At 33.8% G+C, this 24,811-nt stretch carries 22 protein-coding genes; 14 read left to right on the top strand and 8 right to left on the bottom strand.

Going from position 1 to position 24,811, the window contains the following annotated elements; genetic code table 11:
• Nucleotides 1-237: 237 nt before the first annotated feature.
• The 3 genes from G6042_RS06040 to G6042_RS06030 all read right to left on the bottom strand — a co-directional run bounded on the left by G6042_RS06040 (nt 238) and on the right by G6042_RS06030 (nt 3,216).
• Complete coding sequence (locus G6042_RS06040) at nt 238-1,278, bottom strand: aldo/keto reductase (protein ID WP_169523404.1); 1,041 nt, start codon at nt 1,276-1,278, stop codon at nt 238-240.
• A gap of 177 nt (nt 1,279-1,455) precedes the next feature.
• Complete coding sequence (locus tag G6042_RS06035) at nt 1,456-2,421, bottom strand: OmpA/MotB family protein (RefSeq protein WP_169523403.1); 966 nt, start codon at nt 2,419-2,421, stop codon at nt 1,456-1,458.
• A gap of 33 nt (nt 2,422-2,454) precedes the next feature.
• Entirely contained in the window at nt 2,455-3,216 is a 762-nt protein-coding gene (locus G6042_RS06030; RefSeq protein ID WP_169523402.1) for an exodeoxyribonuclease III, read from the bottom strand.
• Nucleotides 3,217-3,378: 162 nt separating this feature from the next.
• Here G6042_RS06030 and G6042_RS06025 point away from each other — a divergent pair, with 162 nt between their 5' ends.
• A complete protein-coding gene (locus G6042_RS06025; protein ID WP_169523401.1) occupies nt 3,379-5,181 on the top strand; it encodes a GNAT family N-acyltransferase in 1,803 nt (600 codons plus the stop codon).
• Between the two features lie 62 nt (nt 5,182-5,243).
• Here the strand turns inward: G6042_RS06025 and G6042_RS06020 are convergent, their stop codons facing one another.
• The 3 genes from G6042_RS06020 to G6042_RS06010 all read right to left on the bottom strand — a co-directional run bounded on the left by G6042_RS06020 (nt 5,244) and on the right by G6042_RS06010 (nt 7,057).
• Nucleotides 5,244-5,732, bottom strand: a complete 489-nt coding sequence (locus G6042_RS06020; protein ID WP_169523400.1) for a DUF805 domain-containing protein — start codon at nt 5,730-5,732, stop codon at nt 5,244-5,246.
• A gap of 17 nt (nt 5,733-5,749) precedes the next feature.
• The gene (locus G6042_RS06015) at nt 5,750-6,028 is read right to left on the bottom strand and encodes a TM2 domain-containing protein (RefSeq protein ID WP_169523399.1); all 279 of its coding nucleotides are present in this window, start codon (nt 6,026-6,028) and stop codon (nt 5,750-5,752) included.
• Nucleotides 6,029-6,097: 69 nt separating this feature from the next.
• The gene (locus tag G6042_RS06010; protein ID WP_169523398.1) at nt 6,098-7,057 is read right to left on the bottom strand and encodes a 2-hydroxyacid dehydrogenase; all 960 of its coding nucleotides are present in this window, start codon (nt 7,055-7,057) and stop codon (nt 6,098-6,100) included.
• 96 nt (nt 7,058-7,153) lie between these two features.
• Here G6042_RS06010 and G6042_RS06005 point away from each other — a divergent pair, with 96 nt between their 5' ends.
• Nucleotides 7,154-9,169 carry a M13 family metallopeptidase gene (locus tag G6042_RS06005; protein WP_169523397.1) on the top strand — a complete coding sequence of 672 codons (2,016 nt, stop codon included), beginning with the start codon at nt 7,154-7,156 and terminating at the stop codon, nt 9,167-9,169.
• A 51-nt stretch (nt 9,170-9,220) separates the two neighbouring features.
• Here G6042_RS06005 and G6042_RS06000 read toward each other — a convergent pair whose 3' ends face one another.
• On the bottom strand, nt 9,221-10,219 hold the full coding sequence (locus G6042_RS06000) for a GntR family transcriptional regulator (RefSeq protein ID WP_169523396.1): 999 nt from the start codon (nt 10,217-10,219) through the stop codon (nt 9,221-9,223).
• 126 nt (nt 10,220-10,345) lie between these two features.
• On the opposite strand from G6042_RS06000, the gene G6042_RS05995 reads away from it, so the two are divergent.
• From G6042_RS05995 to G6042_RS05955, 9 genes are all read left to right on the top strand, one after another.
• A complete protein-coding gene (locus tag G6042_RS05995; RefSeq protein ID WP_169523395.1) occupies nt 10,346-11,383 on the top strand; it encodes an aldose epimerase family protein in 1,038 nt (345 codons plus the stop codon).
• On the top strand, nt 11,380-12,447 hold the full coding sequence (locus G6042_RS05990; protein ID WP_169523394.1) for a glycoside hydrolase family 53 protein: 1,068 nt from the start codon (nt 11,380-11,382) through the stop codon (nt 12,445-12,447). The genes G6042_RS05995 and G6042_RS05990 overlap by 4 nt, the downstream gene beginning before the upstream one ends.
• A gap of 2 nt (nt 12,448-12,449) precedes the next feature.
• The gene (locus G6042_RS05985; RefSeq protein WP_169523393.1) at nt 12,450-13,475 is read left to right on the top strand and encodes a glycoside hydrolase family 53 protein; all 1,026 of its coding nucleotides are present in this window, start codon (nt 12,450-12,452) and stop codon (nt 13,473-13,475) included.
• A 37-nt stretch (nt 13,476-13,512) separates the two neighbouring features.
• Nucleotides 13,513-15,939 carry a beta-galactosidase GalA gene (gene galA / locus G6042_RS05980; protein ID WP_169523392.1) on the top strand — a complete coding sequence of 809 codons (2,427 nt, stop codon included), beginning with the start codon at nt 13,513-13,515 and terminating at the stop codon, nt 15,937-15,939.
• Between the two features lie 24 nt (nt 15,940-15,963).
• Nucleotides 15,964-17,127 carry a galactokinase gene (gene galK, locus G6042_RS05975; protein ID WP_169523391.1) on the top strand — a complete coding sequence of 388 codons (1,164 nt, stop codon included), beginning with the start codon at nt 15,964-15,966 and terminating at the stop codon, nt 17,125-17,127.
• A 50-nt stretch (nt 17,128-17,177) separates the two neighbouring features.
• Nucleotides 17,178-18,230 carry a UDP-glucose--hexose-1-phosphate uridylyltransferase gene (locus G6042_RS05970; RefSeq protein WP_169523390.1) on the top strand — a complete coding sequence of 351 codons (1,053 nt, stop codon included), beginning with the start codon at nt 17,178-17,180 and terminating at the stop codon, nt 18,228-18,230.
• 1 nt (nt 18,231) lies between these two features.
• Complete coding sequence (locus G6042_RS05965) at nt 18,232-19,902, top strand: sodium/sugar symporter (protein WP_169523389.1); 1,671 nt, start codon at nt 18,232-18,234, stop codon at nt 19,900-19,902.
• A gap of 255 nt (nt 19,903-20,157) precedes the next feature.
• Nucleotides 20,158-20,928, top strand: coding sequence for a DpnI domain-containing protein (locus G6042_RS05960; protein ID WP_169523388.1), 771 nt, complete (start codon nt 20,158-20,160; stop codon nt 20,926-20,928).
• Nucleotides 20,925-21,125: a hypothetical protein gene (locus G6042_RS05955; RefSeq protein WP_169523387.1), complete on the top strand. Its 201-nt coding sequence runs from the start codon at nt 20,925-20,927 to the stop codon at nt 21,123-21,125. The genes G6042_RS05960 and G6042_RS05955 overlap by 4 nt, the downstream gene beginning before the upstream one ends.
• A gap of 10 nt (nt 21,126-21,135) precedes the next feature.
• Here G6042_RS05955 and G6042_RS05950 read toward each other — a convergent pair whose 3' ends face one another.
• Nucleotides 21,136-21,615, bottom strand: a complete 480-nt coding sequence (locus G6042_RS05950) for a DNA N-6-adenine-methyltransferase (protein WP_169523386.1) — start codon at nt 21,613-21,615, stop codon at nt 21,136-21,138.
• Between the two features lie 265 nt (nt 21,616-21,880).
• Between G6042_RS05950 and G6042_RS05945 the strand changes: the two genes are divergently transcribed.
• The 3 genes from G6042_RS05945 to G6042_RS05935 are packed head-to-tail and all read left to right on the top strand — an operon-like array spanning nt 21,881 to nt 24,808.
• A complete protein-coding gene (locus G6042_RS05945; RefSeq protein WP_169523385.1) occupies nt 21,881-22,090 on the top strand; it encodes a helix-turn-helix domain-containing protein in 210 nt (69 codons plus the stop codon).
• Nucleotides 22,083-23,309 (top strand): DNA cytosine methyltransferase, encoded by a 1,227-nt coding sequence (locus G6042_RS05940; protein WP_169523384.1) that lies wholly within the window; start codon nt 22,083-22,085, stop codon nt 23,307-23,309. The genes G6042_RS05945 and G6042_RS05940 overlap by 8 nt, the downstream gene beginning before the upstream one ends.
• Nucleotides 23,306-24,808 (top strand): ATP-binding protein, encoded by a 1,503-nt coding sequence (locus tag G6042_RS05935; RefSeq protein ID WP_169523383.1) that lies wholly within the window; start codon nt 23,306-23,308, stop codon nt 24,806-24,808. Before G6042_RS05940 ends, G6042_RS05935 begins: the two co-directional genes overlap by 4 nt.
• Nucleotides 24,809-24,811: the final 3 nt, after the last annotated feature.

Here is a 24,811-nt window from a genome sequence, read left to right as displayed (position 1 = left end):
TGACAAAAGTGTTTAAGTCTTAATCGAACTATGAGTTTTACTCGGAGTAATTGTTAGTTTACTTAAACACTTTTCTCTTTTCTAAATTTACCTAAATTTATTAAAACAAATCTAAAGGAGTGATTTTTGAAAAAAATCGTATCGAGAACAAGGAAAATTTCATTAAAAATAGGTTCTCGATATATTTTTTGTTTCGTTTCTCTACACAAAAAACACTCGAACTGACGTTTTAATAATTTAAGGCGCAGGATTTGGAACAATTTCTTGAATGGCATTGATTTGTTTCACAACATCATCTGATAACGTGATATCAAAGGCATCGATGTTTTCTTTGAGTTGTTCCAAAGTCGTTGCTCCGATAATGGTTGATGAAACAAAATCTTGTTGGTGTACAAAAGCCAAAGCCATTTCGGTCAATGTTAAACCGTTATCATCGGCTAATTTTTTATAAAATTGAGTTGCTTTGAAACAGTTTTCGTTCGTGTATCGAATGAAATTTGGGAATAATCCTAATCGAGAATTCGATTGAATTCCGTTTAAATGTTTTCCGGTCAAAAAACCAAATCCTAATGGCGAATAAGCTAATAAACCTACTTTTTCACGCATAGCAATTTCGGATAAACCAACTTCAAATAATCGGTTTAAAAGCGAATATGGGTTTTGAATGGAAACAATTCTCGGCAAATTATGCTTTTCACTTTCGTTGATAAATTTCATTACACCATAAGGGTTTTCATTGGAAACGCCAATGTGTTTTATCTTTCCTTCATTGATTAAACCATCAAAAATTGACAAAACTTCAAAGAAATTTTCTTGCCAAAGGGTATCAATTTTTGAAACACCACGTTGACCAAACATATTCATTCTGCGTTCCGGCCAATGCATTTGATACAAATCGATATAATCGGTTTGTAGATTTTTTAAACTTAATTCAACCGCTTCGGTAATGCTTTTTTTGGAAAAATCTAGCGGTTGTCTAATGTAATCCATTCCGCGATTTGGTCCGGCAATTTTAGTGGCAATGATCAATTTCTCTCTTTCTGAAGCACCAATTTTTGCAATCCAACTTCCAATAAAACGCTCGGTACTTCCAAAAATTTGTGCATTTCCGCCAATTGGATACATTTCGGCAGTATCAAGAAAATTAATTCCTCTTTCTACGGCATAATCCAATTGACTGTGAGCTTCAGCTTCGGTATTTTGATTTCCAAAGGTCATCGTGCCGAGACATATTTTACTAACTTTTAAATCAGAATGAGGTAAAGTGGTGTAATTCATTTTAAATGGAGTAGATTTTGAAAGTGCAAAAGTAAAACATTAAACGCTTTTTCTTTTTTCATTAACAGATTTTTTGGAAACAAATTATATAAAAAAAAGTTCCAAAAAAAATCTTGGAACCTTTTTATGGCAATACCTACAAGGTTAAAAAAACCTTGCAGGTATTAACTTTTCAAATTAAAACTCATTCAAAAGTTTTGAAATTTCGTCCAATTTTGGTGTTAGGATAATTTCAATTCTTCTGTTTTTAGCCTTTCCTTCGCTGGTATCATTTCCTTTAATTGGTGCATATTCGCCACGACCAGCAGCCGTTAAATTTTGTTTATTAATTCCGCTGTTTTCGGCTAGAATATTTACAATTGCGGTTGCTCTTTTAGTTGATAAATCCCAGTTGTTTTCAATTCCGCCACCAATGTTTCCAAGAATTTTGTCGTTATCAGTATGACCTTCGATTAAAACAGTAATATCTGGATTTTGTGCCAAAACTTTTCCAACTTCAACAACGGCTTTTCTACCTTCGGTACCAACAGCCCAACTTCCGGTTTGGAACAACAATTTATTTTCCATAGAAACATATACTTTCCCGTTTTTATGTTCCACTGTCAAACCTTTTCCTTCAAAGGCATTCAACGCTTTTGATAAGGTTTCTTTCAATTTGTTCATGGCTGCATCTTTGGCCGCAATCATGCTTTCTAATTCGTTTAATCGTTTTGAACTTGATTCTAATTCTGAACGAAGTTTGTTTAAGCGATTTTGTTCTGCTGCCAATGCTTTTTCTTTGGCATCTAATTGTGCCAAAAGCTCACGGTTTTTGTTCATATTACTTTCCAATGCATCGTTGCTGTTTTTCTCTAATGCATTATATGAAGCTTGTAATGTTTTCAAATTATTTGCTGTGGCAGCACAATCAGTTTGCAATTTATCGCGTTCGGCTTTCAATTTTGCTAATTCTGATTCAAGTGAAGCTTTATCGGTTTCCAATAAATTTTTAGCTTTTTTTAGCTCTTCATTTTCATCGGTTAAATTGTGATTTTCTTTCTTCAAATCGGTGTATTTGTTTTCTAAATCATTGTAGATTTTTTTGGAAACACACGACGACATCGATGCTAAAAGCAATGTCAACAAGACTGTTTTTTTAATCATTTTGTTCTTTTTATAATTACTAATTTGGGGTTTTTAATCAATTTCTACCAAAACCGGACAATGGTCAGAATGCTTAGCTTCGGGCAAAATTACAGCTCTTTTCAAGCGTTCTTTCATGTTTTCGGCAGCTAAACAATAGTCAATTCGCCAACCTTTATTATTTTCTCTAGCATTGGCACGATAACTCCACCAACTATAATGGTTTGGTTCTTTGTTAAAAAATCGAAACGTATCTACAAAACCACTTTTCATAAATGCATCCAGCCAAGCTCGTTCTTCGGGCAAAAATCCTGAAACCGTTTTATTTCGAATTGGATCATGAATATCAATGGCTTCATGACAAATATTATAATCGCCACAAATAATAAGATTTGGAATTTCTTTTTTCAAATTATCTACATAAATCTGAAAATCATCCATATACTTGAATTTATGGTCTAATCTATCGATATTGGTTCCCGATGGTAAGTACAAACTCATCACCGAAACATCATCAAAATCAACTCTTAGATTTCTTCCTTCAAAATCCATGTGTTCAATTCCGGTTCCAAAAACGATATTTTTGGGTTCAATTTTTGACAAAATTGCAACTCCAGAATATCCTTTTTTTTGTGCCGAAAAATAATATTGATACGGATAACCTGCCAATTGAATTTCCATCACAGGAATTTGATCTTCAGTGGCTTTTATTTCTTGCAAGCAAATTACATCGGGATTTGCTTGTTGTAGCCAATCGAGAAAACCTTTGGTAATCGCGGCTCGAATTCCGTTTACGTTATAAGAAATTATCTTCATGTTTCAAATTTCCCTAAAAATAACTAAAACAAATGCTAAAATTTAGTAACTTTTTCAACAAACTTATCACCATAAAATTAAATTGCAATTCTAACAATTTACTGATGCTGTTTGAATAGAATTATTATCTTTGTTTCTTGCTCAAAACAATAAAAACAAAACATGGGTTTAGTCACTGCTAAAGAAGTTGCAAAAGCAATAAACGCTGATAAATATGGAATTTTCGGGACTTTTTCTGGCTGGCTATTGATGAAAGTACTCAAAATTTCCACTTTAAATAAAATCTACGATAGAAATAAACACCTCAGTGAAGTAGAATTTCTCAATGCTATTCTTGACGAATTCCAAATAAAATTTGAGATTCCCGAAGAAGATTTAAAACGTTTACCCAAAGATGGCGCTTACATCACAGTTTCCAATCATCCGCTTGGTGGAATTGACGGTATTTTATTGTTGAAATTAATGCTAGAAAGAGAACCCAATTTTAAAATAATTGCTAATTTCTTATTGCATAGAATTGAGCCGATGAAACCGTATATAATGCCAGTTAATCCGTTTGAAAATCATAAAGATGCAAAATCAAGCGTGATTGGAATTAAGGAAACGCTCCGCCATTTGAGCGATGGAAAACCACTTGGAATGTTTCCTGCTGGCGAAGTTTCTACTTATAAAGACGGAAAATTAATGGTCGATAAACCTTGGGAAGAAGGCGCAATAAAAGTAATTAGAAAAGCGCAAGTTCCAGTTGTTCCGATTTATTTTCATGCTAAAAACAGTAAACTTTTTTATTTTCTCTCTAAAATTGATGACACACTTCGAACGGCTAAATTACCTTCGGAATTGTTGACGCAAAAAGATAGAGTGATTAAGGTTAGAATTGGAAAACCTATTTCAGTTGCTGAACAAAACGAGCATCAAAGTATTGAAGAATATTCAGAGTTTTTAAGAAAAAAAACCTATATGCTTGCTAATTCATTTGACGATGAAGATAGCAAATTGCTCAATCCAGTAAACTTAAATTTAAAAGCGCCAAAACCTCCTAAACAGATTGTAAAACCTGCTAATCACGAGGAAATTCTGAAAGAAATTGAAGAACTAAAAAAAGGCGATTATCGATTAACGCAAAGCAAAAATTATCAAGTATATTTTGTTTCGGCAGATAAAATTCCAAATATTCTGCACGAAATTGGTCGTTTAAGAGAAATTACATTTAGAGAAGTTGGCGAAGGAACAAATGAATCGATAGACTTGGATCAATATGACCAATATTACCATCACATGTTTCTTTGGGATGATGATGCACAAGTAATTGCTGGTGCTTATCGCATGGGATTGGGTTCGGAGATTTATCCAAAATATGGAATAGAAGGATTTTATCTTCAAGATTTGTTCCGTTTTGAACCCGAATTATATGATATGATGTCAAAATCTATCGAAATGGGTAGAGCTTTTATCATCAAAGAATACCAACAAAAACCGATGCCGTTGTTTTTGCTTTGGAAAGGAATTGTTCATACCACATTACGTCATCCGGAACATAAATATTTAATTGGCGGCGTTAGTATTAGTAATCAATTTACCGATTTTTCTAAATCGCTGATGATTGAGTTCATGAAATCACATTATTATGATCCTTATGTAGCGCAATATATTCATCCAAAGAAAGAATTTAAGGTAAAACTAAAAGATGCCGATAAAGATTTTCTATTCAATGAAACGGAAGCCGATTTGAATAAATTTGACAAAATTATTGACGAAATTGAACCAGGAAGTTTGCGTTTACCGGTTTTGATTAAAAAGTATATCAAACAAAATGCGCGCGTGGTTGCGTTTAATGTTGATCCAATGTTTAACAATTCGGTTGATGGATTAATGTACATCCGCATTGCTGATTTACCCGAAAGCACGATGAAACCTGTAATGGAAGAATTTCAGGCGGAACTGGAAAAGAAAGAAAAGCAATAATTCAAAAAAACAATACTATAAAAAAAACTCCAAAATTCAATTTTTTGGAGCTTTTGTTTTATTTATTCATTTCCTATTTCGTCAATCTCTTCGTTAAAAGCTTTTGGATCGGGACCATATTTGTTAGTAAAATCATCACCTTCGGTACAAAACAGTATTAATAACCAAATGGCAACCGCAATTATCAAAAGTGCAAATATTATTATGAAGGGAGACGAATCAAAAGCATGCATAAAACTTCCTAAAAGTAGTAAAGCGGCTAAAAATATAATTGAGCCATAAGCAATTAATAATAACCAACCACTTTTTCCTATATCGTGCAAACGTCTAACGGAAACTGCTAATGATGGAATGAAAACAGCTAAACTATATATTGTACTTAAAATTCCAGACTCAGCAGATCCAAAATTAATTCCTAACAAATCGTCTATGATTGTTAATGCTAATGAAAATAAAGCATTAAACAATATAAAATACCAATATTCTGAACGTCTTGCTCTGCCATTGAAATTAGCATAATTCTCAAAAACTACTTTTTTGTACCAATTCATATAATTTATTTAGAGAACTAAAACCAACCTTTTTTGCCTACTTGATAAGTTTGATAAAATTCTTCATCACTTTTTACTAAATAAAGAATTCCTTCAACAAAAGGAATAATTCCTCCAATTCCACAAGTTACAATACTAATAACAATTTGTATAATACCTTCAGTTGTGTATCCTAAATAAAATTTATGAATTCCTAATGAACCTAATAATAAGGCAAAAATTCCAGCAACAACTTTTTTATTTTCTTGCTGAGGTTTTGGATTATTCCAATCTTCGTTTGGTCGAGTTACTTCCATTTGTTCTTTGTTTTTTTTTGATTAGTTGATACGAATATATAAAATTCTGATATTTTAAAACTATTTTTATTACAACTTATTCGAGAATGAAATAATTTTATCTACTATAGTCTGCGCTAATTTTTCGTGACTTTCAAATGTCCAACCCGCAATATGTGGCGTTAACAATACGTTTTCGGCTTGAAGCAAATACTCAAATGCTTTAGGTTTTTCAGTATCAATAAAAAGATTTTCAAACGAAAGTTTTTCATATTCCAAAACATCTAGTCCAGCACCAAGAACTTTTCCTGATTGCAATGCATCAACTAAATCATCAGTTACTACATTTTTGCCTCGAGAAGTATTGATGAACCAAAACGATTTTGCAAATTGATTGATAAACTCCGAATTGATCATTTTATCGGTTTCAGGAGTCCATGGAATATGCAAACTCAACACGTCACTTTTTTGTTGTAATTCAGTTAACGAAACTTGTTTGGCATTTTCATCAGATACATTATCTTGTATATCATAACATAGAACTTTTACATCAAATCCTTTTAATTTTTTGGCAAATGATTTACCCATGTTACCATAACCAATAATTCCAATCGTTTTTCCTTCCAGTTCATAGCCACGATTACCTTCACGAATCCATTTACCTTCACGAACTAACTTATCGGCTCGATTTAATTTGTTCATCAACGATAGCAACATTCCCAAGGCATGTTCGCCTACTGCATTTCGATTGCCTTCTGGTGCGGCAATAAGGTGAATGTTTTTAGCTTCGGCATATTCACAATCAATACTTTCCAATCCAGCACCAACACGAGCTATAAATTTCAAATTAACCGCTTTGTCGATAAATGTTTTGTCAATTTTAAATCGACTGCGAATAACGATTCCATGATATTCATTGATTTTTTCTTCAATTTCTGCTTTAGAAGAAGTAAAATCAGCTTCGTTTTGAAAACCCGTTTGTTCCAATTGCTCCCAAAGTAATGGATGATTATTGTCTATATGGAGAATTTTTATATCTTGATTTTTCATATTAAAAATTGAAAAGTAAATGTAACACTTTTATACTTTTCACTACTACTATCTTTAAAAGATTAATTATCTGAGCTAATTCAAAAACAAACTTCAATGAAAAAATCTATTCTATCAATGGCTACATTTTGCTTGGTAATAAGCAGTTGTAACCAAAAAGAAATAGCATCGGGAATTTCCAAAAAAGACATGGATACTCTTGTAAATCCTGGCGATGACTTTGATGCTTATGTAAACGGAACTTGGAGCAAAAACACAAAAATTCCAGCAGATAAGTCATCCTATGGCGCATTTGACATGCTATTGGACAAATCTGAAAAAGATGTAAAAGCCATCATCGAAGAAGCTGCAAAAGGCAATAATGCAGAAGGTTCTGATGCACAAAAAATTGGCGATTTCTTCGCTTCTTATATGGACAGAAAAGGTCGCGATGCTATTGGGTTAAAACCTCTTCAAAATGAGTTCGTTGCCATCGATGCGATTACCGATTACAACAGTTTAGCGAGTTATTTTGGTTATGCTAATAGAAACGGATACAACATTCCTTTTCAATTTTCGGTTTACAATGACTTCAAAGATCCAAACAAATACTCATTAGTAACTTGGCAAGGCGGAATTTCGTTACCAGACAGAGATTATTATCTTTCTAATGATGCAGCAATGGTCAAAATTAGAACGGCTTATAAAACACATTTGGAAAAAATGCTACAACTTTCTGGCATTGAAAATCCAGATGAAAATGCAGCTAAAATCTTTGCTTTAGAAACCGAAATCGCTAAAATTCACCAACGCAAAGAAGACAACCGCGACATGACAAAGTTGTACAATCCTTATAAAGTGGAAGATTTTAAAACATTGATGCCAAATTTCAATTGGGCAGCTATGATGGAAAAAGCTGGTGTTGGAAAAGAGAAATCAGCCATTATTGCTCAAGTGAATTTTCAAAAAAATCTTGATGGAATTATCCAAAAAACACCTATCGACACTTGGAAAACATTCCTAAAATGGAGCGTAATTAATGCTACTTCTGCCTATTTAACCACGGAATTAGACAACCAACAATTTGAATTTAATGGAAAAATTCTCAACGGGACAGAAAAACAACGCGAAGACTGGAAACGCGCAGTATCAACAGTGAGCAATGGCTTAGGTGAAATGATTGGAAAACTATATGTAGAAAAACATTTCAAGCCAGAAGCCAAAGAAAAAATGACCGTTATGGTTAAAAATCTCCTGAAAGCTTATGGTGAAAGCATCAAAAAACTCGACTGGATGAGTGAAGACACCAAAAAAGAAGCGTTGAAAAAAGTAGATAAATTCATCGTTAAAATTGGTTATCCTGACAAATGGAAAGACTATAGTAGCGTTAAAATCAATAAAAACGACTTGTTTGGGAACATTCAACGTGCGGGAGAATTTGAATACAAGCGTAACTTAGAAAAACTAGGAAAACCAGTAGATAAAACCGAATGGGGAATGACTCCGCAAACCGTAAACGCTTACTACAACCCAACAGTAAACGAAATCGTGTTTCCAGCCGCTATTTTACAACCGCCTTTCTTCGATTTGAATGCCGATGATGCGGTAAACTATGGTGGTATTGGAGCGGTTATCGGTCACGAAATCGGTCACGGGTTTGACGACCAAGGAAGTACTTTCGATGGCGATGGCGTAATGAGAAACTGGTGGACTGAAAAAGACCTTACCGCTTTCAAAGCAAAAACTAGCGCGCTAATCGAGCAATACAACAGCTTTGAAGCGTTACCAGGTTTACATGTAAATGGCGAATTTACTTTAGGTGAAAATATTGGAGATTTAGGCGGATTAAGCATCGCATTAAAAGCCTACAAAGCATCATTAAACGGAAAAGAAGCTCCAGTTCTTGATGGTTACACCGGAATTCAACGTGTATTCTTAGGTTGGGGACAAGTTTGGAAAGAAAAATCACGTGACGAAGCATTGCGTAACCAAATCAATTCTGATCCACATTCACCAGCGCGTTTTCGTGTGAACGGAACCGTTCGTAACATTCCTGAATTCTACGAAGCTTTTGACGTAAAACCAACGAATAAATTATATTTAGCTCCAGAAAAACGAGTTAAAATTTGGTAACATTTTTTGAAAGTAAACGAAAAGCACAACCATTACGTTGTGCTTTTTAATTTATAACGAATGTCGAATAATTAAATCCGATGGGTTTTTTATTTGCTCTTTCTTCGAATGAAGCAACATTTCGGCAAGCGTTTTCCCCATTATTTTAAAATCAGTTGAAATAGTGGTAATCCCATTTTCAACTACTTTTTTTAACGGAGTATCGTTATACGAAATGATGCCAAAATCTTTCCCAATTTGTAAATTTTGCTTCTTAGATTGCTCAATTACATCAACCAAATGCCTATCGGTTGGAATAATAAAAACATCTCCTTTATGGATAATTTGCTCTTCAAATGAAGTAATAACTTGATGATTAAAATTGTTTTGTGTGCAAAAAAGTCGAAATCCATCAACCATACCAACCGGTTCTTTGTTACCAGGAAAAATCAAAATCAATTTTCTGTATTTTTCGAGAAGTGATTTTCCTTTCATCAAACCATTTTGCATGTCTTCAATAAAATTTTGATGAACCGATGGATAATCATTTAAGTCATTATTAGTTTGATCTAAAATGTAAACATCTTGTTTGGGCAACGTTTTTATAACCTTTGCGGCATCGACCAAATTGGTTGGCATAATAATGTATTTTGAATAGTTTCCGTTACTTTCATTAATCAATTTTTTGAACATGTCTATATTAAAATGATGAAAGAAAATATCAATTTGTGCCTTGTTGTCCATCACTTCCAAAAACGAATTATAAATATCTTCTTTAAAAGCATTCAGCTCATCAAAAAGCAAAAATATACGTTGTTCAAAACTAAATTCCACACTTTTTACATAATATCCTTTCCCCAAAATGGCATAAATAATACCGCGTTTTTTTAATTCTTCATACGCCAATAAAACCGTATCTCGCGAAATGGAGAACTCTAAACTTACTTTATTCACCGATGGCAATTTGTCGTTGCGCTGCAACCTTTTTTCAGCTATGGCAATTTCTACCGAAAGTACTATTTGCTTGTACTTCGGCTGATTAGACTGTGGATTTATCGAAATTATTTTCATCTTCTCAATTATTATTCCTATTACGAAATCGATATAACTGGTGGCAAGATACGAATAAACTGGTAGGTAGTAGTATGGTTGATTGTAATTGTTTTATACTTTTATTGCCAGATTTATAAAAAAGTGATGATAAAAAATAATTATTCACAAATTGAACCTACATTAAATACGAAATCATTCGGATTTATAACGGAAGTAAAAGAAGTGTTTAGTCACACCATTCGCAATTCAAAAGGAATGGAATTGACCGTAATTGATTTTGGCGCCACAATTACATCGTTACAAATCCCGATGCCAAATGGTGAAAAAACAGATGTGGTTTTGGGTTTTGAAACACTCGAAGATTATGTCAATTCGTTTAATTTGCCAAGCGCGCCATATTTTGGAACTGTCGTTGGTCGATTTGCTGGACGTATTAATAATGGAAGCTTTTCTATTGTTGAAAAAAACTATCAATTAGAAAAAAATCATGGAAATAATCATCTACATGGTGGAAAAAAAGGAATGAGTAAAGCGGTTTGGAGAATGATAAAACAGGAACAAAATTCGCTTTGTTTTGAACACACCAGTTTTGCATTGGAAGATAATTATCCTGGTGAACTAAAAGTTCAAGTTACTTATCTTTTAACCGAAAATAATGAATTAAAAATTACTTTTTTAGCAACAACTACCGAAGATACTATCATCAATTTAACGCAACATAGTTACTTTAATCTTGACGGAAATTCAAGCGATATTCTCAATCATAAATTGAAAATAAATTCTAAATTAATTTTAGAAACTAACGAAGAGCAAATCCCAACAGGAAATTTTATTCCGCTAGAAAATCATGCTTTTGATTTTAGTGATTTTAAAAATTGTCCAGAAATTATCGATACCACATTTGTATCCAAAGAAAATGAAGTTGGCTGTTTATTAAGTGAAACATCCAATATAAAAATGACCGTTTTTTCCAATCAACCTGCGGTTCATATCTACATTGGCGGCAATTGTTTCAATCAAATCAAAGGAAAAAACAATATCGATTACAACACCAAAAGCGGTATTTGTTTTGAAACGCAAAATTTCCCCGATGCGCCAAATCATTCCCATTTTCCAAATGCAACGTTGCGAAAAGACGAAAAATATTTTCACCAAACACTATTCAAATTTGAAACGCTATGAAAAATTTAATTCTATTACTTTTAACAATTTCGTTATTTTCTTGCTCTTCAGACAGCAAGGACGAAACAGAACCAATTGTTGAAGACAACTTTATTCGAGCGGCAGACATGTCCTACTTACCTTTGATAGAAAGCGAAGGAACTGTTTATAAAAACAATAATGTTTCAGAAAACGCATTAACAACACTAAAAAATGCAGGTTGCAACGCCATCAGAATTCGTCTTTGGAAAAATCCAGCCGATACACACTCTGGGTTTAACGAAGTAAAAACTTTTGCACAAAGAGTAAAACAAGCTGGAATGAAAGTTTGGCTTACCGTTCACTACTCGGATACTTGGGCTGATCCAGCTAATCAAGAAAAACCAGCAGAATGGGCTAGTTTGAATTTCACCAATTTAATAACGGAAGTGGCTAACTATACCACGCAAATCATGACCGAAATCAATCCAGATATTATCCAAATCGGCAACGAAACTAACGATGGTATGCTTTGGCCAGAAGGCAAAATTACTACCAATGAAAGTCAATTTTTACAGCTAGTGTCCGCGGCAAGTTCTGCTATTAGAAGTAAATCTTCATCTACCAAAATCATGCTGCATTACGCTGGAACTTCGGGTTCTGATTGGTTTTTTAATAAAGTAGCCAATGTGGATTATGATTACATTGGCTTGTCATACTATCCAATTTGGCACGGAAAAGATTTGAATGTCGTAAAAAACACCATCAACTCGTTAAGCGCAACGCACAATAAAAAAGTAATTATTGCCGAAACTGCTTATCCATTTACACTCGATTGGAACGATTGGACAAACAACATTATGGGTTTAGAAAGCCAACTAATTACTACTTATCCTGCAACTCCAGCAGGTCAAAAAAGTTATCTTTCGGCAATAAAAAATCTTGTAAAAGAAACTACTAATGGTATTGGTTTTTGCTATTGGGGTTCAGAATGGGTAGCTTTTCGTGGAACAGAATCTACGAACGGTTCTTCGTGGGAAAACCAAGCACTTTGGGATTTTAATTTTAACGCACTTCCAGTGATGGAAGCATTTAGCAAAGAATAAGTATGAGAACAAATCAATACGTTTTGTCATTAAAATGGGCAATAGTACTTTCAATATTCCATTTCAGTATGGCAACAGCTCAAAGTGTTTTTTCAAAAGGTGCTGACGTAGGTTGGTTGCCTCAAATGGAAGCCACAGGTTATAAATTTTACGACACAGATGGCAAAGAAACCGATTGTTTACAATTGCTAAAAGACAGAGGAATGAACTCCATTCGCCTTCGTGTTTGGGTAAATCCAAATGACGACAAAGCTAGCGGACATTGTAGCAAAGAAGAAACCATCATCATGGCATTGCGTGCGCAAAAAATGGGAATGCGAGTTATGATTAATTTCCATTATTCCGACTCGTGGGCTGATCCTGCCAAGCAATTCAAACCAAAAGCTTGGGAAAAACACTCGTTTCCAGAACTTTTGGACGATGTTTACAACCATACTTTTGATGTGATTTCGTCTCTAAAAAAAGCAGGCGTAACACCAGAATGGGTGCAAGTAGGTAACGAAATTCCTGGTGGAATGCTTTGGCCAGATGGAAGTACAGACAACTGGAAACAACTCGGACAATTACTAAATAAAGGTTACGATGCAGTCAAAGCTGTGGACCAAAACATCAAAGTGATTGTTCATGTTGATGAAGGAAACAACAACGCAAAATTCAGAACATTCTTCGACAATGCTACAGCTCAAAAAGTACGTTATGACATCATCGGATTATCGTATTATCCGTATTGGATTAAAAAAGATTATTCAGAAACCATCGCCGATTTAGAATTCAACTTAAATGATATGGTAAAACGCTACAATAAAGACGTGATGATTGTAGAAGTTGGAGGCGAGGACGATAAAGTTCAAAACACCTATGAACTATTGAAAGCTACTATTGAAGCCGTCAAAAAAGTGCCAAATAATCGTGGTTTAGGCGTAATGTATTGGGAACCACAAGGTGCAAGAAGTTGGAGCCATTATGCATTAAGTGCATGGCAAGCCAACGGAAAGCCTTCTCCTGCTTTAGATGCTTTTAAAGAATAAAACAATCTCTGAAAATCTGTGGCAAAAAATAAAAACTATGACTAAAATTTCAATATTTCATCCAACAAAAATCGCTTTTCTAATTTCTTTTTTATTCGTTGGATTTCAAGCAAATTCACAAAAGAAAATCAGTCTAGACGAAGATTGGAGATTTCATTTTGGAAATGCTGCCGATGTTTCCAAAGATTTCGATTATGGAAAAACAGCCTTGCTTCATAAGTCAAATGTGTTTGCAACGACCATTGTAAATCCAAAATTTGTTGATACTACTTGGAAGAAAATCAACGTGCCACACGATTGGGTTGTCGAACTTCCTTTTGTAAAATCAGACCAAGTGGAAATGGACAGTCACGGTTACAAACCTGTTGGCGGTGCTTATCCAGAAACGAGTATTGGTTGGTATCGCAAACATTTTTCAGTTGATAAAAAAGACGATGGAAAGCGTTTCGAACTTCAATTTGACGGAATTTACAGAAATGCCGAAATTTGGTTTAACGGATTTTATGTCGGAACTAATTTTAGCGGTTACGTTGGCAATTCTTATGATATTACCGATTACATCAATTTTGAAGGCGATAACGTTTTTGTCATTCGTGTTGATGCTACACAATCTGAAGGTTGGTTTTATGAAGGCGCCGGAATTTATCGCCACGTTTGGTTGAATGTAACCGATAAAGTTTTCATCCCTAATGATGGGGTTTTTGTACATTCTGATGTGAAAGGAAAAAATGCTGTTGTAAACATTGAAACTACAGTTCAAAACAATAATTTAAAATCATCAAACGCATCGGTTTATGCTTATGTTACCGATAGAAACGGAAAAATTTTAGGTAAAACTTCAGAACAAAAAATTTCTTTAGGAATTAATAAAAACACAACCGTAAAACAAAAAGTTAACCTCAACAACGCTCGTCTTTGGTCGTTAGAAGATCCATATTTATACAAAGTTGTTTCGGTGGTAAAACAAAACAATCAAATCGTACACCAAACCAAGACTCGCTTCGGAATAAAAACGGTAACATTTGATGCTAAAAAAGGATTTTTCTTAAACGGTAAACATCTTAAAATTCAAGGAACAAACAACCATCAAGACCACGCCGGAATTGGAAGTGCCATTCCTGATTTTATGCAATATTATCGTATAAAGTTATTGAAAGAAATGGGTTCCAATGCGTATCGAGCAAGTCACAACGCACCAACACCAGAACTTCTGGAAGCTTGCGATAGTTTGGGAATGTTAGTGGTTGACGAACAACGTTTGCTCAACAGCAGTCCAGAATACATTGACCAATTCAAACGATTAATTAAACGCGATAGAAATCACGCTTCTGTTTTTTTATGGTCTATCGGAAATGAAGAACAAAACATCCAAGGAAACGAGTATGGAAAACGAATTGCACAAACACTTTTAGCCATTCAAGAGGAATTAGATCCAACGAGAACTTCAACCTATGCTGCCGATATGGCTAACGAATTCAAAGGCGTAAACGAAGTTATTCCAATTCGTGGATTCAATTATCGCGAATTTGCCGTTGCCGATTATCATCGCGATCATCCCAACCAACCTTTGCTTGGAACCGAAATGGGAAGTACAGTAACGACCAGAGGAATTTATGAAAAAGATGAAATCAGAGCTTACGTTCCCGACCAAGACATCACGCATCCTTGGTGGGCAAGCAAAGCCGAAACGTGGTGGAAATTGGCTGCTGAAAATGATTACTGGCTTGGAGGTTTTGTTTGGACAGGATTTGATTATCGCGGTGAACCAACACCTTACAAATGGCCAAACATCAGCTCGCATTTTGGAATTTTAGATGTTTGTGGTTTCCCAAAAAACATTTATTACTACTATAAAAGTTGGTGGACAAACGAAGATATTTTGCACATTTCACCCCATTGGAATTGGTCAGAAAAAATGGGTAAACCTATTGAAGTTTGGGTAAATACTAATGCCGATGATGTTGAATTATTCCTTAACGGAAAAACTTTAGGGAAGAAAACCATGCCAAGAAACAGTCATTTAAAATGGCAAGTAAACTATGAACCTGGAACGCTTGAAGCAGTTGCTTATAAAGATGGTAGAAAAATCACTTCAAAAGTAGAAACTACAAATCACGCTACAAAAGTAGTTGCCGTTGCTGATAAAACCACAGTTTTAGCCGATGGTAAAGATGGAACTGTTGTCAATATTTCAATAGTGGATGACAAAGGTCGTGAAGTGCCAAATGCTAACAATATGGTTCATTTTAAATTAACTGGCGATGCCAAAATTATTGGAGTTGGAAATGGTGATCCAAGTTCACATGAAGCTGACAAATGTGTTGATGGTGCATGGCAACGTAGTGCTTTCAACGGAAAATGTCAAGTAATTATTCAAGCAGGGAAAACGGTTGGAGATTTGAAGTTAGAAGTAAAATCAAATGGATTGAATTCTACCTCTGTTGTTATCAATCAAAGTAAATAGATACTGAAATAAATTCAGCATAAAATGAAGAAAAAACTAATCCAACATACCACTGCTTTTTTTGAAAAAACATTTCAAAAAGCACCAGAACACATTTTTCTTTCTCCGGGAAGGATAAACATTATTGGCGAACACGTCGATTACAACGATGGTTTTGTTTTGCCAGCGGCGATTAACAAATACATCTGTTTTGCAGTGTCTAAAAATGCTACAACCGAATGTGCCATTATTGCCAAAGATTTAAACGAAGCCTATAAATTTGACTTAAACCACGACTTAAAACCCATTGACAAAATGTGGGTGAATTATGTTCTTGGCGTTTTACATCAATTAAAAAGCAAAGGATTACAGCAAGGTGTCAACATCGTTTTTAGCAGTACAATCCCAATGGGCGCAGGACTTTCCTCATCGGCAGCTTTGGAATGTGGTATCGGTTATATCATGAATAAACTGTTTGATTTAGGACTTTCCAAAGAAGAAATTGCACTCATCGGTCAAAAATCAGAACATACTTTTGTTGGTGTCAATTGCGGTATTATGGACCAATTTGCTTCTGTTTTTGGCAAAAAAAATCATGTAATTAAACTGGATTGCAACACCTTAGAATATGAATATCATAAAGCCGATTTCAAAAAATATTCCTTACTTTTATTGGATAGTTGTGTAAAACATACGCACTTAACTTCGGGATACAACGATAGAAGAAACGAAGTGGAACAAGGATTGGCAATTATAAAAACGCATTTCCCAGAAGTAAAAACGTTTCGTGATTGTACAGAAATCATGCTTTTGGGATTGAAAGAAGAATTAGGAGAAATACTATACAAGCGATGTCGTTTTGTAGTCAAAGAAATAAAACGAGTGCAAGATGCTGTTAAAGCCTTATCCAATGATGATTTTGTACAATTAGGAAAGTTAATGACCGAAACACATCACGGTTTGTCCAAAGAATATGAAGTAAGTTGCGAGGAATTGGATTTTTTAGTTGATGCTGTAGCTAATGAAACTCCGGTTATAGGCGCACGAATGATGGGCGGAGGATTTGGTGGTTGTTCCATAAATTTAGTCGAAAAAGGTTCAGAAAAAGAATTAATCGAAAAGATTTCAGAACAATACCGAACTACTTTTGGCATCGAATTAAAAGCATACAAAGTCAAAATCTCAAAAGGAACAACAGAATACAAGTAATAATTAAACCTGACAGGTTTTCGAAACCTGTCAGGTTTAAAACTAAAATTATGCAACACTTCAATCATAACGAACATCCACACCGAAGATACAATCCGTTACTAGACGAATGGATATTAGTTTCACCACATCGCGCCAAACGACCATGGCAAGGACAAAACGAAACCCTTCCTGAAGACAATAGACCAGAGCACGACGAAACCTGTTATTTATGCGCTGGAAATGTTCGTGCCAATGGTATAAAAAACGAAGACTACACCAACAGTTATGTCTTCGAAAATGACTTTTCGGCGTTACTAAAAGACGATGTTTTATACGAATCCAAAAACAAATCACTGTTTCAACTAAAACCCGAACGAGGCATTAACAAAGTGATTTGCTTTTCACCAAAACACAATTTGACTTTGCCAGAAATGGAAGTTTCCGATATTGAAAAAGTCGTGCAAACTTGGGCAGAACAATACATCGAGTTAGGCAATCAAGATTTTATCAATTACGTTCAAATATTTGAAAACAAAGGAAGTGTTATGGGTTGTAGCAATCCACATCCACACGGACAAATTTGGGCGCAATCGTCACTGCCAACGCAAGTAGAGAAAACGCAAAAAAACCTCCGAGCGTACTACGACAAAAACAAAACCAGTTTACTAAAAGACTATTTGGACCAAGAATTGAAATCAGGCGAAAGAGTGGTTGTCGAGAACAATCATTTTGCGGTTGTGGTTCCTTTTTGGGCAACTTGGCCTTATGAAACGATGATTATTAGTAAAAGACATTTTGGAAGTATCATCGCTATGACGGCAGCAGAAACAACGGCTTTCGCCGAAATGATAAAAGCCATAACCGTCAAATACGATAATCTTTTCAACACTTCTTTTCCTTATTCGTCTGGAATTCATCAAGCACCAACCGATAGAGTGTCGCATCCAGAGTGGCATTTTCACATGCATTTTTATCCGCCATTATTGCGAAGTGCCACAGTAAAGAAATTTATGGTAGGTTATGAAATGCTAGGCGAAGCACAACGCGATATTTCACCTGAACAAAGCGCGAAGATTTTAAGAGAATTACCAAACGTTCACTATAAAACCAAAAACCAATAATATGCAAACTTTAGCAACCAGCGATTATATAGTTTTCTTCCTGTATTTCATAATCATTGTTGGTTATGGATTATGGATTTACAACCGAAAAAAGAAAGAGCAAACATCCAGTAATGATTATTTTCTTGCTGAAGGTTCGCTCACTTGGTGGGCAATTGGTGCTTCGCTTATCGCAAGTAACATCAGTGCTGAACAATTTATCGGAATGAGCGGAAGCGGTTTCAAAATGGGATTGGCCATTGCAACTTACGAATGGATGGCGGCATTAACGCTTATTTTGGTCGCGGTATTTTTTATGCCGGTTTATCTGAAGAACAAGATTTTCACCATGCCACAATACCTAAAACAAAGGTACAACGGCAATGTAGCGATGATTATGGCGGTGTTTTGGTTGTTGCTTTACGTTCTAGTAAACCTAACGTCAATACTCTATTTAGGTGCTTTAGCCATCAGCAGTATTTCGGGATTGAATATTACTTTTTGTATGATTTTCTTAGCCTTTTTTGCCATTATGATTACCCTTGGCGGAATGAAAGTAATTGGTTATACCGATGTTATTCAGGTGGTTTTTCTAATTCTTGGCGGATTGGTAACGACGTATTTAGCATTGAATTTAGTCGCAACTGAATTTGGTTCGGAAGGTGTAATTAATGGATTTAACTTAATGCGAGAAAAAGCAGATGATCATTTTCACATGATTTTTGATAAATCGAATGATAATTATATGGATTTACCCGGGCTTTCGGTATTAATTGGCGGAATGTTAATCATCAATTTGAATTATTTTGGATGCAATCAATACATTACACAACGCGCTTTGGGTGCCGATTTAAAAACAGCGCGTAGCGGTATTTTATTTGCAGCTTTCTTAAAATTATTAATGCCAATTATTGTCGTTTTACCCGGAATAGCCGCTTTTGTACTTTATCAAAACGGACATTTTCAAACCGAAATGCTCCAAGACGGAAGTGTAAATCCCGATAGAGCCTATCCTATTTTGCTGAATTTATTGCCTGTTGGGTTAAAAGGATTGTCTTTTGCAGCATTGACTGCCGCGGTTGTAGCTTCTTTAGCTGGAAAAGCCAATAGTATTGCTACCATTTTTACACTTGATGTGTATAAAGAAAAACTGAATACAGAAGCCAGCGAAAAGAAATTGGTAAACGTTGGAAAAATAACCATCATAACCGCAATGATTATTGCCGTTGTGGTTGCACCCTTTTTAGGAATTGACAAAAAAGGTGGCTTTCAGTACATTCAAGAATATACCGGATTTGTAAGTCCAGGTGTTTTTGCCATGTTTATTTTAGGTTTCTTTTGGAAAAAAACTACTTCCAATGCGGCTTTATTTGCAACCATTGGCGGATTTATCCTTTCCATTATTTTCAAATTCATGCCAGCGTTTGTTGATTTATCGTTCCTAAACCCAATCGGTTTTGCAGTGCCAAATGCCGATGGTGTTTTTGAAATTCCGTTTATTGACAGGATGGGATTTGTGTTCTTAATCTGCGTTATCGGAATGTATTTTATTAGTATCTATGAAACCAAAAAAGGCGTTCAAACCAATGGTCTTGAAGTTGATACTAAAATGTTTAAAATGGCACCAAGTTTTATGGTTGGCGCACTAATTATTTTATCGGTTTTAGCCGCTTTATACACAGTGTTTTGGTAGATTACCACTAATTATGACCTAAAAACCCAGCAGTGATGTTGGGTTTTTTTGATTCTAATTACACCATATTTTGATACCCAGTTTATACTGAGCGAAGTCGAAGTACAGTCGAAGGGCATCTATTTATCTTCTAAGAATTTCTCAAAACTTCCTGAGAAAGGAATTTTATCCAATTCTAAACCATTTATCAAATAAGCTAGAGCTGACAATTGTAAATAGTTATTATATTTACCAATACTTATTTAATACAGTTTCGTGGATTTACATTTTAACAAAGAATTGATAAAAGGTTACACAAGCAATTCTCAAATAGCTAGAGTTTTAACCGAAAGTTGGGTGAAGCAAAACTCCTACTGTCCAAGTTGTGGCGAAAAGCCATTGAATGACTACGAAAACAACAGACCAGTTGCTGACTTCTATTGTACAAAATGTTTAGAAGAATTTGAACTAAAAAGCAAAAGTGGGAAATTAGGAACTTCCATAACAGATGGTGCTTATGATACCATGATACAGCGAATTACATCAGATACCAATCCAAATTTTTTCTTTTTAACGTATAGTAAAGAGTTAAAAGTTGATAATTTTCTAATTATTCCAAAACAGTTTTTCACTCCAGAGATAATTATTAAAAGAAAACCTTTGTCTGAAACAGCAAGAAGAGCTGGATGGACGGGTTGCAATATTGATATTTCTAAAGTTTCCGAATTAGGGAAAATTTTCTTGATTGAAAAGTCAAAAATTATTCAGCCCGATGTCGTTCAAACAGCTTTTTCCAAAACTACCTTTCTACGAAACAAAAGTGTTGAGGCTAAAGGATGGATTTTAGATATACTAAACTGTATTGAAAAAATACCCAACAAAGATTTTACATTGAATGATATTTATAAATTTGAAAGTGAGTTGAAAGTAAAATATCCCAATAATAATTTTATTAAAGACAAAATCAGACAGCAACTTCAATTTTTAAGAGATAGAGGAATTATCGAGTTTAATGGCAGAGGAACATATAAGAAAATGGAATCATGAAAAAGTTTATATTCATAACGCCAGAAGGCAACACCACAGCACCAAACGGTGACGAAGTAGAAAACATGCAGGTAATCGGTATTGTTGAAGAAGTAACCAATGATAACGAAGCCTTGAAAAAATTGTTACTAGAAAACGAATGGATTTTTGATACCCAATTCAATATTGCCGAATTCATTTGTTATGAAATCAGGTAATCCTAGTTTATTACTTCAAAGATAAAAACCGTCCTTCAATGCCGCTATTTTGTAACGCGATGGCATTTTCTTTCCCATAAGCAATAAATACACTCGGTGCTCCAGGAGTTCCGCCTTGCACACCAGAAACGTGATAGAATTTAATTCTTCCTTTTACAAAAAGTATAGCATCGGCATCATGCCAAATGTGTTCAAAGAAACATTTAGTTTCTGTTCTCGCAAAAATTAAGGCTATTCCATTGCCGTGATATTTTAGTTTTTCTAACCACAATTCCATTCCTCTGCCATAAGGCGGATTGAGATACACTCTTCCTTTCCATTCCTTACTCAAACCATCGTCAATAATAGTATAATGATTTGTAGCATGATAAAACGGTGCATCAATAGGGCAACAAGGATCTAAATCGAACTCGCCCAATTGTTTAACCAATTCTGGCGGTGTTAGCCATTCTACTTTAGTGTTCTCGCAACGTTCAAATGAGGTATTCATGTACTTGGATTTGTTGCAAAGATTAGATCATTATTTTGATTATGCAAGTGTAATTTGATCTAAATCAAAAGGTTACACACAATGAGTGTGGTTGTGGTGATAGATTTGGATATATTACTTAGATATAATTTTGGATAATCTAAATTTTCCAAAAGCACTTAAAAAAAAATCTGAAAAATTGTTAGTATCTATTTTAATAAGTAACCACTAAATGTTGACAATTGTCAACCAGTCAATTGTCAACACAAAACTATTTTTATAACATATGGATTTAAGAAAAAAATTTGGCTCTAAAGTCAAACAACTAAGGGAGCAAAAAGGATATTCAATAGAATATTTAGCCAATATTGCTGATATCGATAGAACTTATATTTCTGATATTGAGAAAGGAAACAGAAATGTTTCGCTTTTAATCATAGAAAAGCTAGCAAAATCTTTAGAGGTAGACATTAAAATTTTATTTGATTATGAATAATTTAAATTTCATTGATTTATTTGCTGGTGCTGGTGGTTTATCAGAAGGATTTATTAGAGCTGGATTTGAACCGATTGCTCACGTTGAAATGAATAAAGATGCTTGTGACACATTAAAAACAAGAACTTCATTTCATTATTTGAAAAATAGTAATAGAATTAATGAATACCACGATTATTTAAAAGGTAAAATAACAAGAGATGATTTGTGGAATAAAATACCAAAACATCTAATAAAATCGGTAATCAACAAAGAAATTTCAGCCGAAACTCTTCCGTTTATTTTTGACATAATTGATAGTGAATTAAATGGAAAAGAGGTCGATTTAATTATTGGCGGTCCACCATGTCAAGCATACTCTGTTGCGGGAAGAGCTAGAAAAAACATGGATGATGATCCAAGAAATCATTTATATAAATATTATGTAAAGTTTTTAGAAAGGTATAACCCTAAAATGTTTGTATTTGAAAATGTTCCTGGTATTTTATCAGCTAATAACGGACAATATTTAGATCTTATTTTTAATGCTGTAAAAGAAGCAGGATATGAATTAGATAAAAAAGTATTAAATGCAAAGAATTTTAATGTTTTACAGGATAGGAAACGAGTTATTATAATTGGATGGAAAAAGAATTTGAATTTAAAGTATCCTGATTTTGAAGAAGTAATTAATCAATTTGAAATTTCAAAGGATTTGTTTTCTGATTTACCAAAAATAAAAAGCGGACAAGGTGAATGGAAAGAAACTAAATATTCAAAAAAAACAAATCATTATTTAGAATCTACTGGCATTAGGAATGGGATAGATTTTACAACGCAACACGTTTCAAGATTTAATAATGAAAATGACCTAGAAATCTATAAAATAGCGGTTGATAAATGGGTTAATGATGGTAAAAGATTAAATTATGCAGAACTACCTAAGCGTCTCATAAAACATAGCAATACAAAATCATTCACAAATAGATTTCAAGTTGTAAACCACAAAGGTGTTTCACATACCGTTGTTGCTCACATTTGTGCTGATGGACATTACTATATTCATCCAGATATAGAACAAAACCGATCGATTACAGTAAGAGAAGCTGCAAGAATACAATCATTTCCTGACGACTATTTTTTTGAGTCAAGCAGAACAACTGCATTTAAACAAATTGGTAATGCGGTTCCGGTACTGATGGCAGAGGGAATTGCAAAAAAAATTAAGGAAATGATATGAATGAAAATTATGAATTAGCAAATCCTAATCCTGAATTTTTAATTAAATCTATTGCAGAGCAGGGATATAGTTTAGAAACAGCTTTAGCAGATTTAATTGATAACTCTATATCAGCTAATGCAGATAGAATTGAAATTTTAACGGATACTGAAACTACCCCTTTTGAACTTTATTTAGCAGATAATGGTAGTGGAATGGATTATGATTCATTAAAAAAAAACATGCAATTCCCAAGTCAATCTCCAGAAGATTATAGAGAGTCTGAAGATTTAGGGAGATTTGGTTTAGGCCTTAAAACAGCCTCATTTTCCCAAACAAGAAAATTTACAGTTTTATCTAGAAAAAAAGGGGATAAAAAGTTTAGCGGAATAACATGGGATGTTGATCATTTAAAAAATCAAGGATGGGAAATATTAATTAATAGTGAAGAAGAAATATCAAAATATATAGAAAAATACCAATTTCATTCAGATAAACATTTAGAAAAATCGAATGACTTTATTCCAAACACAATTATTGTGTGGCAAGGTTTATATAAGTTCGAAAATTATCTTGAAGAAGAAAATAAAAAAAGCGCATTTAAAGAGGAAATAACCAACAATACAAGCGAATATCTTTCAATTGTATTCCATAGGTTTATGGAAAAAAATATAAACCCTTTAAAAATTAGAATCAATAACAGTATTGTTAAACCTTTCAATCCGTTTAGAACAGATAATTCAGGTCTTAGAATACTTGAATCAAGACAAAAAGAATTTGGTAAAGATATAGTTAACATTCAAGGTTTTATTTTGCCAAATTCAAGTATAAAAGATTCAAAAAACAATAATTCAATATGGACTCCAAACAATAAAAGTCTAATTGATATGGAAGGAATTTATATTTACAGGGCTAATCGATTAATACTTTTTGGTGGTTGGAATAATTTAATAAAAAAGTCATCTAGGATGCAACTAGGTAGATTAAGAGTTGAAATTGGAAATAAAATTGATCATCTTTTCCATCTTAATGTAGCTAAATCTCAAATAAATATACCTCATGATTTAAAGATTTCATTTTTAAGAGAAATTAGCTACTTAACTAAAGAATCGCAGAAAGAATTTTACAATCATATTCTTGTAAATGTTTCTCAGAAACAAAAAAAAGACAACAATCAACTTTTTAATAAAGAAGCTACCAGTAAAGGGGTTTTAATGAATTATAATGAAGACTTTCCATTATTGAAATCTTTAAAGAGTTCTCTTAATAACAAACAAAAAGCAGAACTTAATTTTATTCTAAAAATGAGTTCTAACCTAATTAATAAAGTACGTCAAGTAGAGAATATTGAAATAACTGGAAATGTAGAAAAGGATGGAATATCTATTGATGATATTGTTAAGTCAATTAATCAACTCTTAAATCTTGGAATACACAAAGAAAAAATCAAGAAAGACATTTTACCAAATCTAGGTTTAAAAAACAATATCCCTGATGAAATTACTTCACTTTTAAATTAAGAA

Source organism: Flavobacterium solisilvae (genome assembly GCF_012911605.1).
Classification (GTDB): Bacteria; Bacteroidota; Bacteroidia; order Flavobacteriales; family Flavobacteriaceae; genus Flavobacterium; species Flavobacterium solisilvae.
This window is presented reverse-complemented; position numbering and strand designations above follow the sequence as displayed.